The following is a 13857-nucleotide window of genomic DNA, read 5'->3' as shown; positions in this document are numbered from 1 at the left end:
TTGGGTTGTGGGACACATCAGATTTTTTCTGATCAGCTCTAGACACTGTATAAATGGACAGTATACTTGACCGCATTAACGACAGCTTTCTCGTCGCATAGATTGAGTTTTATTTCTTGGAGACTGAAATGGACGATAACAAAGAAAAGGCGCTTGCCGCTGCGCTTGGACAAATCGAAAAGCAATTTGGTAAAGGCTCTATTATGCGCCTTGGCGATGACCGCACCATGGACATCGAAACCGTATCGACCGGCTCATTGTCTCTGGATATTGCGCTAGGGGCGGGAGGATTGCCATTTGGCCGTATTGTTGAAATTTATGGCCCGGAATCATCGGGTAAAACAACCCTGACCCTACAAGCGATTGCCGAAGCCCAAAAAATGGGCAAAACCTGTGCGTTTATCGATGCCGAGCACGCACTAGACCCTGTTTACGCCCGTAAGTTAGGTGTCGATATTGATAACCTTTTGGTTTCACAGCCAGACACAGGTGAGCAAGCGCTAGAAATTGCTGATGCACTGACCCGCTCCGGTGCTGTCGATATGATCGTGATTGACTCGGTAGCGGCGTTGACACCAAAAGCGGAAATTGAAGGTGAGATGGGTGATTCTCACATGGGCCTTCAGGCACGCATGCTGTCACAAGCGATGCGTAAATTGACCGCCAACATCAAAAACAGCAACACCTTGATGGTATTCATCAACCAAATCCGGATGAAGATTGGTGTGATGTTCGGTAACCCCGAAACCACCACGGGAGGTAACGCACTGAAATTCTATGCGTCGGTGCGCTTGGATATTCGTCGTATTGGTGCGATCAAAGAAGGCGACGAAGTGGTCGGTAACGACACCCGTGTGAAAGTGGTGAAAAACAAAGTCGCGGCGCCCTTTAAGCAAGCTGAATTCCAAATTCTTTATGGCCAAGGCATTAACCTGCATGGCGAACTGATTGATCTCGGGGTCAAGCACAAGCTGGTCGAGAAAGCGGGGGCGTGGTACAGCTACAAAGGCGATAAAATTGGCCAAGGTAAAGCTAACGCCTGTAAGTACCTCAAAGAGAACCCACATATCGCGAAAGAGCTCGATACCACATTGCGTGAAATGCTGTTGCAAACCGCATTGAATAACGAAGTGGTAGAAGCTGACGCGCAGGCAGAAACAGAAGACGATTTGTAATGTCGTCATCGTGCCAAGAGATTGCGGTGGGCTTATTGGCCCGCCGCGATCATTCTGTACAAGAGTTGCGTCAAAAGCTTGAGCAGCGTGACTTTGATAGCGAAACGATTGAAAGCACCTTGGCAACTTGCTTAGAGCGGGGTTGGTTAGATGATGCCCGTTTTGCAGCGAGCCTATTACGCCAAGGGATCAGCAAACAACATGGCTGGTTGCGCATCTGCCAAGATGCCAAGCGTAAAGGGGTCGATAGCGAGTTACTTTCTCAAGCAGAGCAAGCAGCTGAGATTGATTGGTTTGCCTTGGCGAAAGAAACTGCACAGCGCAAATATGCCGATATTGATGGCGTGATCCCACCCGCGGATCAAAAGCTCAAAGCCAAGCGGATGCGCTTTTTGCAATCGCGGGGCTTTAACTTCGATCAAATCCAATACGCGCTCTCCAACGACTAATTTCCTCATCAATTATCGCTGAATCCTGCACTGTCTCTTTTCCGTACGCGATCGGTTGTTTACAATGGCGTAAATAAAATTATGTTACCATCGCGTCATTACTACGACCGGTTGCTAACGCAACACTCGATTATCAGGATTAGCCAATGTATATGAGCACTGATGAGATCCGCACCGCGTTTCTCAAGTTCTTTGAAAGCAAAGGGCATCAGATTGTGCCCAGCTCATCGCTCGTGCCTGCCAATGATCCAACGCTTTTGTTCACCAACGCAGGTATGAACCAGTTTAAAGATACCTTTTTAGGGATCGAAAAACGTGACTACTCACGCGCCACTTCCGCGCAGCGTTGTGTACGAGCGGGCGGTAAGCACAACGACTTAGAAAATGTCGGCTTCACAGCACGTCACCACACCTTCTTTGAAATGCTAGGTAATTTCAGCTTCGGCGATTACTTCAAGCAAGACGCGATTCAGTACGCGTGGGAATTTCTGACCGAAACGATTGGCCTGCCGACTGAAAAGCTACTAGTCACCGTTTATAAAACCGACGATGAAGCTTTCGATATCTGGCACAACACTATCGGTGTACCGGCTGATCGTATCGTGCGCATTGGTGATAAAGAGGGCGGTAAGCCTTACGAGTCAGACAACTTCTGGCAAATGGGTGACACTGGACCTTGCGGCCCATGCTCTGAAATCTTCTACGATCATGGTGACCATATTTGGGGTGGACCTCCAGGCTCTCCAGAAGAAGACGGTGACCGTTTTATCGAGATCTGGAATATCGTTTTCATGCAGTTTAACCGTCAAGCTGACGGCACCATGGAAAACTTGCCGAAGCCATCGGTTGATACTGGCATGGGGATCGAGCGTATTGCAGCCATCAAGCAAAACGTTCATTCCAACTACGAAATTGACGTGTTCCAGCAACTGATCAAGCAAGTGGCTGAAAACATTGGCGTCGACGATTTGGGTAACCAATCGCTGCGTGTGGTAGCAGACCACATCCGTTCGTGCGCGTACCTGATTGTTGATGGCGTGATGCCATCCAATGAAGGCCGCGGCTACGTGCTACGTCGTATCATTCGTCGTGCAGTGCGCCATGGCAACAAGCTGGGCGCGAAAGGTGCCTTTTTCTACAAGCTCGTTGGTCCTTTGGCGGCGATTATGGGCACGGCTGGCGACGCGCTGCGTGAGCAGCAAACCATGGTCGAAAAAGTGCTTAAAATCGAAGAAGAAAACTTCGGTCGCACTCTTGAGCGTGGCATGGTCATGCTGGAAGAAGCCTTGGATAAAGTGCAAGGCGATGTGCTGGACGGCGAAACCGTCTTTAAGCTTTACGATACCTATGGCTTCCCGGCTGATTTAACCAATGATGTTGCCCGTGAGCGCGGCTATCGCATCGATGAAGACGGATTTGAAGCGGCGATGGAAGCACAGCGTCAGCGTGCGCGCGAAGCGGGTCAGTTCGGTACTGATTACAACCAAGCCATCAAAGTGGATCATGGTTCAGACTTCTGCGGTTACACCGGCACAGAGGGCGAAGGAAGCATTACCGAGATTTTTGTCGATGGTGCCTCTGTTGAGACGCTCGCATCGGGTGATCACGCGGTTGTGATTCTCGACCATACCCCTTTCTATGCCGAAGCGGGTGGTCAATGTGGTGACGCGGGTGTGCTGATTACCGAGCAAGGCCGCTTTGCAGTGACAGATACGCAAAAAGTCGGTCAGGCCATTGCGCACTATGGCAGTTTAGTAGAAGGGCAACTGCTTGTCGGTAGCACTGCGAAGGCGCAGGTTGATGCCGCGCGTCGTCAAGCCATTGCACTTAATCACTCTGCCACTCACTTACTTCACGCAGCCCTGCGTCAAGTCTTAGGTGAGCATGTGGCACAGAAAGGCTCGTTGGTGCGCCCAGACGGATTGCGTTTTGACTTCTCGCACCTAGAAGCGGTCAGTCACGACGAATTAAAAGCGGTTGAGCGAATCGTCAATGAGCAAATCCGCGCCAACCACAGTGTGCAAACTGATGTGATGGATGTCGATGCGGCCAAACAAAAAGGGGCGATGGCCCTGTTTGGCGAAAAGTACGACGACAAAGTACGCGTACTGACCATGGGTGACTTCTCCATCGAGCTGTGTGGCGGGACGCACGCAAACCGTACCGGTGATATTGGCCTGTTTAAGATCACCTCTGAGGGTGGCATTGCTGCGGGTATACGCCGCATTGAGGCGATCACCGGACAAGATGCGATTGAGCGTGTGTATCAGCAACAAGCTGACTATGAAGCCAAGCTTGACGATGCACACGGCAAAGCCAAGGCGCTTGAGAAGCAAATTCAGCAGCTTAAGCAAAAGCTGGCGGCGCAGGAGAGTGCAGGGCTTATCAATCAAGTCCGAGAACTTAACGGTGTTAAAGTGCTTGTGAGCCAGCTCGATGGCGCAGATAACAAAGCGCTGCGTAGCATGGTTGACGACTTGAAAAACCAGATGGGTAGCGGGATTGTCCTGCTCGGTAACGTTGCCGATGGTAAAGTCGGTCTGATTGCCGGTGTGACCAAAGATCTGACTGGCAAAGTCAAAGCCGGTGAGTTAGTCAACCTTGTCGCGCAACAAGTCGGCGGCAAAGGTGGTGGTCGCCCAGATATGGCGCAAGCGGGCGGCAGTGATGTGGCTGCATTACCGCAAGCGATTCAATCTGTCGATGCATGGCTGGCAGAGCGCCTCTAATCGAGCTCACAGCTGAGTGTTAAAGTCAAGAGGGTCGCCATGGGCGACCCTTTTTTGTGATCTAGATTAATAATTGCACTTTTTTTTTGATTCTGTATAGTGCAACGCCTTAGGCAATGCGCTGGTGAGAAGACGTGATATGGCTTAGGTTTTGCGTCCTTGCCAACCAGTGCAACACAGATTTCTCTTACACTGTTATCTCAGGTCAAGCGCTAACATTGCTAACGGCATGATGATAAAACAGTAAATTTCTCTGCCCTTTTCTGGATATGGCCTGATAATTCAGCCATAGTGTGTGTTGCGGCGTTTATTTAACCGTCGCATTAGCATCACGAGCAGGGAAATGGTCATACGATCACAGATAGCGGGCCGGTACGCAGGCGGGTTATCTGGCTCAGACACTGATTGAATAAGTAAAAGATTGATACTCAAGGAGTAGAAGAATGCTGATTTTGACTCGCCGTGTTGGCGAAACTTTGATGATTGGTGATGAAGTCACCGTCACCGTCTTGGGTGTGAAAGGTAACCAAGTTCGCATCGGTGTGAACGCACCAAAAGAAGTCTCTGTACACCGTGAAGAAATTTACATGCGTATACAAGCAGAGAAAGGCACCCCAGCCGGTGGTCAGAACGACTACTAATTGAGTGCAGAAAAGGTCGACCTAGGTCGGCCTTTTTTATGCCAGAAAGTTGCAGAATAATTACGTCTAAACGACCAATAAACCAACAAAAAAGCAGACCTTTGGGTGATAATTGTCCATTTGTTTGGAGCTAAGCGATTTTTGCCCGAAAAGTGTTTGACATATTTGTGGCTCAAAGTAATATGTGCCCCCGCAGCGACGGTGAGGTGGCCGAGTGGCTGAAGGCGCTCCCCTGCTAAGGGAGTATACGGTTTGTAGCCGTATCGAGGGTTCGAATCCCTCCCTCACCGCCATGTTGCTGCAAGCAAGATAGATGTGCGTCCGTAGCTCAGCTGGATAGAGTACCTGGCTACGAACCAGGCGGTCGGAGGTTCGAATCCTCCCGGACGCGCCATTTACTTGTGGTGAGGTGGCCGAGTGGCTGAAGGCGCTCCCCTGCTAAGGGAGTATACGGTTTGTAGCCGTATCGAGGGTTCGAATCCCTCCCTCACCGCCATGACTTACAAGCCTGCCTTGTAAAACTGATGTGCGTCCGTAGCTCAGCTGGATAGAGTACCTGGCTACGAACCAGGCGGTCGGAGGTTCGAATCCTCCCGGACGCGCCATTTCTTTGCTTTAATCCCAAATTCATTTCCTCCTATTGTTCGTCACACCACTGTGGCAGTTCGCGTTACTCCCTTATTTATCGTTGTGTTAAATACCGACCGTTCAGTCTGTTTTTCTCGCTCGTGTGATCCTTCCTACTGGTCAATCCTTTTGATGCGTTTATTAACGCTTTCTCCTTTTATCAGGCCCTAAGAGTGATTGGCTATGGAGAAGAAAAAGGTTTTTTCCAAAATTCGCACAATCATTTTGATTCCCGCATCGAAACCCTTGCATAGACAAGCTCGCAACTCTGATAAACCCTCAGTACTCTCCGTAAAATGTGCAATCTATGAGTTTACCTTTACGTAAACGTTAGTTAGAGATTATCGCACCTAGCGCGGTGATGACGTGCGTTGTCAGGTAACAAAAACGCAACACATCGATTGTCATTTATGCAAATAGTTAGTATTTTGACCGCAAACGATTAAATACCCCTTTAAACTCTGTGAGGAATCAAATCATCGTTAAAGGGGAATAGGTGACAAGGACGATAACCATGGAACTGGGCCCACTTTTAGAACAGGCACTGATGCTCATGCTCACCGGCATGTCAGTGGTGTTCGTATTTCTTTCAATTCTGATTTTTCTGGTACGTCAGCTAGCTCGCTTTGGCGATCCTACCCCGCCTACGCCAGCATCGTCTGTCACGTCTACCCCCGTTAAAGCTCAGCCGGGAACATCCCCGGATGTGATTGCTGCGATTACTGTCGCTGTTCAGCAATATCGCCAACGCCAGCGTTGAGTGGTAAGGCACATATAAAAAAGGAGTTTGTTATGTCTACGCCGTTAGCTATTACCGATGTGGTGCTTCGTGACGCCCATCAGTCGTTGTTTGCCACGCGCCTGCGTTTGGACGATATGTTGCCGATTGCCGCCGAGCTTGATCAAATTGGGTTTTGGTCACTCGAAACATGGGGTGGGGCGACCTTTGACGCGTGTATTCGCTACTTGGGGGAAGATCCTTGGGTGCGCTTGCGCGAGCTGAAAAAGGCAATGCCGAACACGCCAATGCAGATGTTGTTACGTGGGCAAAATTTGCTGGGATATCGCCACTATGCCGATGACGTGGTGCATAAATTTGTCGAACGTGCGCACGCCAATGGTATGGACGTGTTCCGTATTTTTGATGCCATGAATGATGTGCGCAATTTCAAAGCGGCGGTCGGTGCCGCTGTGGACGTCGGGGCACATGCACAAGGAACGATCTCGTATACCACAAGCCCTGTTCATACCTTGGACACATGGACAGATCTTGCCAAGCAATTGGAAGATTTAGGGTGTCATTCACTGTGTATTAAAGACATGTCTGGCTTGCTCAAGCCGTATGAAGCCTATGAGCTAGTAAGTCGCATCAAATCGGCGTGTGATATCCCTTTATCACTGCACTGTCACGCGACGACCGGCTTATCAACCGCCACTGCCATTAAAGCTGTTGAAGCGGGGCTCGATGTGTTAGATACCGCGATTTCGTCGATGAGCCAGACCTATGGCCATACGCCGACGGAAACCGTGGTGGCGATGCTGGAGAACACAGAGCGCGATACGCAGCTCGACCTCAACAAGTTGGAATCTGTGGCTGCTTATTTTAGAACGGTACGGAAAAAGTATGCGCAGTTTGAGGGGCAGCTCAAGGGCGTCGACTCACGGATTTTGATCGCACAAGTGCCGGGCGGCATGCTCACCAATATGGAAGGCCAGCTTAAAGAGCAAGGTGCGGCCGACCGCTTGGATGAGGTACTCGATGAGATCCCACGTGTACGCGAAGATCTCGGTTATATCCCATTGGTCACACCCACCTCCCAAATTGTCGGCTCGCAAGCAGTGATTAATGTTCTGACTGGCGAGCGTTATAAGAGCATTACCAAAGAAACGGCGGCGCTGCTCAAGGGAGAATACGGAAAAGCGCCCGCACCGGTCAATGCGAAGCTGCAAGCCCAAGTGCTGGATGGTGAGGCGCCGATTACTTGCCGTCCTGCAGATAAATTAGCGCCTGAGCTGGATGCGCTCACGCAGGCTCTCATTGAAAAAGCCGACGCCGAAAACGTGTCTTTGTCAGACGATAAAATCGACGATGTTTTAACTTATGCGTTATTTCCGCAGGTGGGGTGGAAGTTCTTACAAAATCGCGGCAACCCCGATGCCTTTGAACCAGCACCAACCGGTGAAGCAGAGCCTGCCTCTGTGGTCACCAAGCCGACGTCAGGCGGCGAGATTGAAACCTATAGCGTGCGTGTGAATGGGCAGGTCTTTAACGTGGATGTGGGTCCAGATGGCGCGTTAGGAGACATTCAGCCCAGCGCGTCGCCAGTGGTATCAGCCCCTCAACCTAGCGCCGCTCAATCACAAGGCGAACCCGTCACTGCTCCTTTAGCGGGTAACATCTTCAAAGTGATGGTATCGGCGGGTGAGCACGTGCAAGAAGGGGATGTATTGATTGTGCTCGAAGCGATGAAAATGGAGACCGAGGTCCGAGCGGCGCAAGCAGGCACAGTTCAGGATGTCCAAGTAAAAGAAGGCGATGCGGTGACCGTGGGTATGCCGCTATTGCACTTAGGGTAAGAGGGCAACATGGAAGGATTAATGATCTTGTGGTCAGAAACGGGCTTGGCGAATTTCCAATGGCCTCAGCTTGTGATGATCGCCGTCGGTTGCTTGTTGCTCTTTTTGGCCATTCGCCGTGGGTTCGAGCCTTTGTTGCTTTTGCCTATCGGGTTCGGGGCGATACTAGCGAACATTCCTAACGCTGGATTTAACGAGCCGGGCGGCTTGCTCTACTACGTCTATCATGTCGGTATCGATACGGGCGTCTTCCCGCTATTGATTTTTATGGGCGTTGGCGCGATGACCGATTTTGGTGCGCTGATTGCCAATCCTCGCACGCTGCTATTGGGGGCGGCGGCACAGTTTGGCATTTTTGCCACCTTGTTTGGTGCCATTTTGCTCAACTTGGTTCCCGGGATGGCATTTACGCTCAAGGATGCCGCCTCGATTGCCATTATTGGTGGTGCGGATGGGCCGACAGCAATCTTCCTCGCCAGCAAACTGTCGCCGGATTTGCTCGGCGCCATTGCAGTCGCCGCCTACAGTTACATGGCGCTTGTGCCGATTATTCAGCCTCCGATCATGAAGCTGTTTACCTCGGAAAAAGAGCGTCAAATCGAGATGAAGCAGTTACGCCATGTGTCTAAAACTGAGAAAGTGCTGTTTCCGCTGGCGGTATTAATGATGACCATCTTGTTCTTGCCGTCGGCAACACCGCTGGTCGGGATGTTCTGCCTCGGGAACTTGATGCGAGAATGTGGGGTTGTCGACCGCTTATCCGGCACCGCGCAAAATGAGCTGATTAACATTGTCACCATTTTCCTTGGCTTGGCGGTGGGCTCTAAATTAGAAGCGGATAAGTTTCTTCAGTTTGAGACGTTAGGCATTTTGGTACTCGGTGCTGTGGCATTCAGTATTGGGACTGGCGCCGGCGTGCTGATGGCAAAGCTGCTTAACCGCTTTAGCCGCGATCCGATCAATCCGCTGATTGGCGCAGCAGGCGTGTCGGCAGTGCCCATGGCGGCAAGGGTTGTCAACAAAGTTGGTTTAGATGCCAACCCACACAACTTCTTGTTAATGCATGCTATGGGGCCCAATGTGGCCGGTGTGCTTGGCTCGGCGGTGGCAGCGGGTATCTTGTTGGCGTTGGTCGGATAATACGCCCTGTCTTGTGACGAGAAAAGGCGAAAAGAAAACGGCGGTAGGCATTGTGTCTATCGCCGTTTTTGTTAAGACTAGAGGTTTACGCTTTGCGATTACGCAGTGCTTTGCTATGAAGCGATGAGTCAGGTGACTCAACCGGGCAACGGCATGCGAAAGGAGTCTTTATGTCGAACAATGTATCTCTTGCGATCCCCCAATTTGGCGGACCTGAGGTGTTAACCGCCGTTAATCGTGCTATTCCGTCCCCGTCTGAAGAACAAGTGCTGATTCAGGTAAAAGCGGCAGGCGTGAATCCGATTGACGCAAAAACGCGTGCAGGCCTTGGCTGGGCCGCAGAGCATAACCAAGACAAATTGCCTTGGGTGCCGGGATATGATGTTGCGGGTGTTGTGGTGGCTAATGGCACCAACGAAAGCAAGTTTGATGTGGGCGACCGCGTTGCAGGTATGATTGGCTTTCCCACTGAGGGTGGCGGTTATAGCCAGTACGTAGTAGCGGACGCGGGGTTACTCTCGACCGTTCCACCGAGTGTGCCTATGGTAGATGCCGCTGCCTTACCACTGGCAGGTCTCACCGCATGGCAAGCGCTCGAGCATGCGCAATTACAGGCAGACGATAAAGTACTGATCTTGGCCGGTGCCGGTGGCGTGGGTCACTTGGCGGTTCAATTAGCGGTTCGAACTGGGGCGAATGTTTACGCGACCGCGTCGCCGTCCAATCATGATTTCTTGCGTCAGCTTGATGCAAAACCAGTTGATTATCACCAAACCCATTGGGCAACGGCTCATGGTGAATTTGATGTGCTGATTGATCTGGTTGGAGGAGAAACTGGGATTGATGCGCTCGCCAGTTTACGCACTGGCGGACGTGTGGTGACCGTGCCGACCAATACCCGCGATATGATTACCTCAGCAGCGGCCGAACGGGGCTTGAAAGCAAAGGGGATGCTGGTGGAGCCCAATACATGGCAAACTCAGCGCCTACTCGACATGCTTGACCAAGGTGATTTACGGATTGATATTGCGGCTGTGTATCCGTTAGCGGAGGCTGCACAAGCACACGTTGCCCTTGAAGAAGGTCATACGCGTGGTAAACGCGTCCTCGAAATGCCGTCTGCATAAATGGATAAAAGAGTGATCATTCAGGGCCTAAACGCCTGAACCAATAGGGGAGTCTGCGGTCGAATGGGCGATTGGTCATCGCTGGTTATGCTGTTTGCAACCAGCTTTCTCAGCGCCACCTTGCTCCCGGGTGGCTCTGAAGCCAATATGGTGTATTTGCTTCATCACCATAGCTACCCCGAAAGCGTCATTATTGCGATTGCCAGTGTGGGCAATACGCTAGGCGGTATGACCAACTATGCGATTGGTCGTTGGTTACCTGACTATCAACCCAAGCGGCGCTGGGATCGCCACGCGCTGGCGTGGTTAAAGCGATACGGTTACGCCGCATTATTGTTAAGTTGGGTGCCCGCCATTGGTGATCCCCTGTGTGTCGTCGCCGGGTGGCTACGTTTACGCCAGTCTTGGTGCTGGCTAGTTATTTTTTCTGCAAAAACAGCGCGCTACCTTATTCTTGTCTTGTCATATCATTGGGTAGCCGGGTAGGAAATTATCATATGCAACGTTTATTGCTTGTCTCGTTTTTTGTTCTTGCCTCACTGACAGGGTGTCAGTTACTTGGCCCACAAGCCACGCCAACCCCTGAAGGTATTACTTGGATTAAAACCGTGTCGCCGCCAAAGGGTAGCGCACAGGTGCCTTATCAAGAGTTTCGTCTCGATAACGGGCTGACCGTTCTGTTGCATCAAGACCACTCCGATCCTTTGGTGAAAGTCGATATGCGTTATCACGTCGGTTCATCCCGTGAAGAACCGGGTAAATCGGGCTTTGCACACTTTTTTGAACACATGATGTTCGAAGGCTCCAAGCATGTGGATGATCACGGCAAACGGATCAAAGAAGTGGGGGGATATAACAATGGCTCGACCGATCGCGATACCACTCAGTATTATCAAACCGTTCCCGCCAATGAGTTAGAGCGTGTACTTTGGCTCGAGTCGGRCCGAATGGGCTTTTTGCTAGACGCGGTTTCGCAACGCAAATTTGAAGTCCAGCGTGATACGGTGAAAAACGAACGTGCTTATCGTATCGATAATGCGCCCTATGGCCGGGTTAATGAAACCATTAATCAAGCGCTTTATCCTGAAGGTCATCCTTATTCGTGGCCTGTGATTGGCTACGTTGAGGATCTTGATCGCGTTGACGTAGGGGATTTGAAGCAATTTTTCCTACGCTGGTACGGACCAAACAATGCCACCTTGACCATCGGTGGAGATATTGATGTACAACAAACGCTGGCTTGGGTGAACAAGTACTTCGGTGATATTCCTGCTGGCCCAGAGGTCGCTGACCCTAAACCACAACCCGTCACGCTTGAGGCGGACCGCTATGTCACCTTGGAAGACCAAATCTCCCAACCCGTATTGGTCATTACCTTTCCAACCGGTACGCCGGACACAGATACCAGCACCCGCTTAGGCGTCCTTGCCAGCGTGCTTGGACAAGATCGCGATAGCCTGCTTTATCAGTCATTGGTACAGTCAGGTAAGCTGTTGAGCGCGGGCGCTTCCCACCGTTGTGGTGAACTAGCTTGTACGTTTGAGCTCTATGGCGTAGGCAGCCAGCAGCAATCATTGGCTGAGGTTGAGACCCTGTTGATGGACGCACTTGCGACCTTTGAGCAACAAGGGGTGTCGAAGGCAAGTATTGCCCGCATCAAAACCATGGCCGAAGCAGATGACATCTTCGCGCTGCAAAGCGTGGACGGCAAAGTCGAGCAGCTGGCTAGCGACTTCAGTTTATTTGGTGATGCCAATCGCTTAGAAGCACGTTTGGCGCGTCTTGAGGCGGTGACCCCTGAAAACGTGATGGAAAGTTTCCACCGCTGGGTGAAGAATAAGCCTGCCGTGTATCTGAGTGTGGTGCCGTACGAGCGCACGGACTTAGTGGCGAAGCCAGCTAACTTTGTGTATCAGCGCCCAAATTACGCGCAAAGCATCGCGCCTTCACACGAGAAGCTGCCACCACGTCGTACACCGGAAAATATTGATCGCACCCAAGTGCCTCCTACTGCTGGTAGTGTGACGGTGAACGTGCCGCAAATTTATCGTGCTAACCTCGACAATGGCATTCATCTTGTTGGTACAGAGAGTCGTGAAACGCCGACGGTTACCCTGTATATGACCTTGCCTGCTGGTACCTTGATGGAGCCGAATGACAAGCGTGGTCTCGCCAACCTTACTGCCCAGATGGTTACCGAAGGCGCGGCGGGGATGAGCGCGGCTGAGTTAACCCAAGCCCTGAAGCAATTGGGGAGTCAGGCGAGTATTGAAGCCGGTGAGCATGAAACCTTTATCACGATAACTGCGCTGAAAAAACATGTGGGTGAAACCCTGCAACTCGTTCACAAAGCGTTAAGTGCGCCTACCTTCTCCGAGCAAGACTTTATACGATTGAAAGCGCAATTGCTGGAGGGGATGGCTTCGCGTGCCGATGATGCTAGCTGGCTCGCAGACCAAGCCACTCGAGAACTCTTGTTCCAAGACGCAGTGTACCGTGCTCCACGAGGTGGTGTAGCGAAAGATATTGAAGCGCTCACCATTGATGACGTTCGCACGTTTTATCGCCAACATTATGTGTTGAAAGGCAGCCAGCTGGTGGTCGTGGGCGATTTGTCACGCGATCAAGCCGTGACGTTGGCGAACCAAATAACACCGTGGCAAGAGGCGCCCCGTTCGCAGCCCCAAATCGCCCGCGCGGTTCCTCGTGATGAAAAACAGCCACAAATTTGGCTCGTAGATAAACCGAAAGCGCCGCAAACTAGTATCCGTATGGTGCGCCATGGTATGCCTTATGATGCGACTGGCGAGATGTTTATTACGCGCTTAGCCAACTTTAACCTTGGCGGCAACTTCAACTCTCGTATTAATCAGAACCTGCGCCAAGATAAAGGCTATACCTATGGCGCTGGTGGCGGTGTGTACAGTGGGCGTCAACTCGGCACCATTGAGTTTGATGCTGATGTGCGTGCGGACGCGACGGTTGATGCAATCAACCAGCTTTGGCAGGAAATGGCCAATGCGGCGGAAAATGGTTTCACACCGCAAGAGCTTGCTTATCTGCGCCAATCGAGCGGACAACAAGATGCGCTGAGCTATGAAACCCCGTGGGATAAGGCAGGCTTAATTGCCCATATTGAGGAGTTTGATTTATCCGACAACTACCGCGATGAGCAGCAAGCGATCATTGAAACGATGGATCTTGAACGCTTAAATCAGGCAGCGAGACGTTGGTTTAATCCGAATGACTATCAAATCATCGTTGTCGGAGATGCCGAACAGCTCGCGCCAGAGCTGAAAGCGCTTGGTTTGCCGGTGAATCCGCTTACGCTTGAGTATCGCTAACGCCGCCTCGAGTAAACACATGTCGCTGCGTGATGGCTTTTGAGTGAT

At 51.3% G+C, this 13857-nt stretch carries 10 protein-coding genes and 4 tRNA genes; all 14 read left to right on the top strand.

Annotated features, from left to right (window positions below; translation table 11 throughout):
* Window positions 1-128: 128 nt before the first annotated feature.
* On the top strand, window positions 129-1175 hold the full coding sequence (recA, locus tag BZJ17_RS01085; protein ID WP_069591106.1) for a recombinase RecA: 1047 nt from the start codon (window positions 129-131) through the stop codon (window positions 1173-1175).
* The gene (locus BZJ17_RS01080) at window positions 1175-1624 is read left to right on the top strand and encodes a regulatory protein RecX (RefSeq protein ID WP_240531929.1); all 450 of its coding nucleotides are present in this window, start codon (window positions 1175-1177) and stop codon (window positions 1622-1624) included. The genes recA and BZJ17_RS01080 overlap by 1 nt, the downstream gene beginning before the upstream one ends.
* A 146-nt stretch (window positions 1625-1770) precedes the next feature.
* Complete coding sequence (gene alaS, locus BZJ17_RS01075; protein WP_077639511.1) at window positions 1771-4353, top strand: alanine--tRNA ligase; 2583 nt, start codon at window positions 1771-1773, stop codon at window positions 4351-4353.
* A gap of 443 nt (window positions 4354-4796) precedes the next feature.
* The gene (gene csrA / locus BZJ17_RS01070; RefSeq protein ID WP_069591103.1) at window positions 4797-4994 is read left to right on the top strand and encodes a carbon storage regulator CsrA; all 198 of its coding nucleotides are present in this window, start codon (window positions 4797-4799) and stop codon (window positions 4992-4994) included.
* A 200-nt stretch (window positions 4995-5194) separates the two neighbouring features.
* Window positions 5195-5287 (top strand) — tRNA-Ser (locus BZJ17_RS01065).
* Window positions 5288-5311: 24 nt separating this feature from the next.
* Window positions 5312-5388 (top strand) — tRNA-Arg (locus tag BZJ17_RS01060).
* A 9-nt stretch (window positions 5389-5397) separates the two neighbouring features.
* Window positions 5398-5490, top strand: a tRNA-Ser gene (locus BZJ17_RS01055).
* 32 nt (window positions 5491-5522) lie between these two features.
* Window positions 5523-5599: transfer RNA gene (locus BZJ17_RS01050), tRNA-Arg, on the top strand.
* A 536-nt stretch (window positions 5600-6135) separates the two neighbouring features.
* Window positions 6136-6381, top strand: coding sequence for an OadG family transporter subunit (locus BZJ17_RS01045; RefSeq protein ID WP_077479399.1), 246 nt, complete (start codon window positions 6136-6138; stop codon window positions 6379-6381).
* A 32-nt stretch (window positions 6382-6413) separates the two neighbouring features.
* Window positions 6414-8198, top strand: a complete 1785-nt coding sequence (oadA, locus tag BZJ17_RS01040; protein WP_077639510.1) for a sodium-extruding oxaloacetate decarboxylase subunit alpha — start codon at window positions 6414-6416, stop codon at window positions 8196-8198.
* A 9-nt stretch (window positions 8199-8207) separates the two neighbouring features.
* Window positions 8208-9338 (top strand): sodium ion-translocating decarboxylase subunit beta, encoded by a 1131-nt coding sequence (locus BZJ17_RS01035; protein WP_069586871.1) that lies wholly within the window; start codon window positions 8208-8210, stop codon window positions 9336-9338.
* A 170-nt stretch (window positions 9339-9508) separates the two neighbouring features.
* On the top strand, window positions 9509-10465 hold the full coding sequence (locus tag BZJ17_RS01030) for an NADP-dependent oxidoreductase (RefSeq protein WP_077639509.1): 957 nt from the start codon (window positions 9509-9511) through the stop codon (window positions 10463-10465).
* Window positions 10466-10528: 63 nt separating this feature from the next.
* The gene (locus tag BZJ17_RS01025; protein ID WP_069586873.1) at window positions 10529-10951 is read left to right on the top strand and encodes a YqaA family protein; all 423 of its coding nucleotides are present in this window, start codon (window positions 10529-10531) and stop codon (window positions 10949-10951) included.
* Between the two features lie 11 nt (window positions 10952-10962).
* Window positions 10963-13809 carry a pitrilysin family protein gene (locus BZJ17_RS01020; protein WP_077639508.1) on the top strand — a complete coding sequence of 949 codons (2847 nt, stop codon included), beginning with the start codon at window positions 10963-10965 and terminating at the stop codon, window positions 13807-13809.
* Window positions 13810-13857: the final 48 nt, after the last annotated feature.

The sequence above is a fragment of the Salinivibrio sp. IB574 genome (assembly GCF_001996205.1).
GTDB classification, from domain to species: domain Bacteria; phylum Pseudomonadota; class Gammaproteobacteria; order Enterobacterales; family Vibrionaceae; genus Salinivibrio; species Salinivibrio proteolyticus.
The sequence above is the reverse complement of the archived record's forward strand: the minus strand, read 5'-3'. Positions and strand labels throughout refer to the sequence as shown.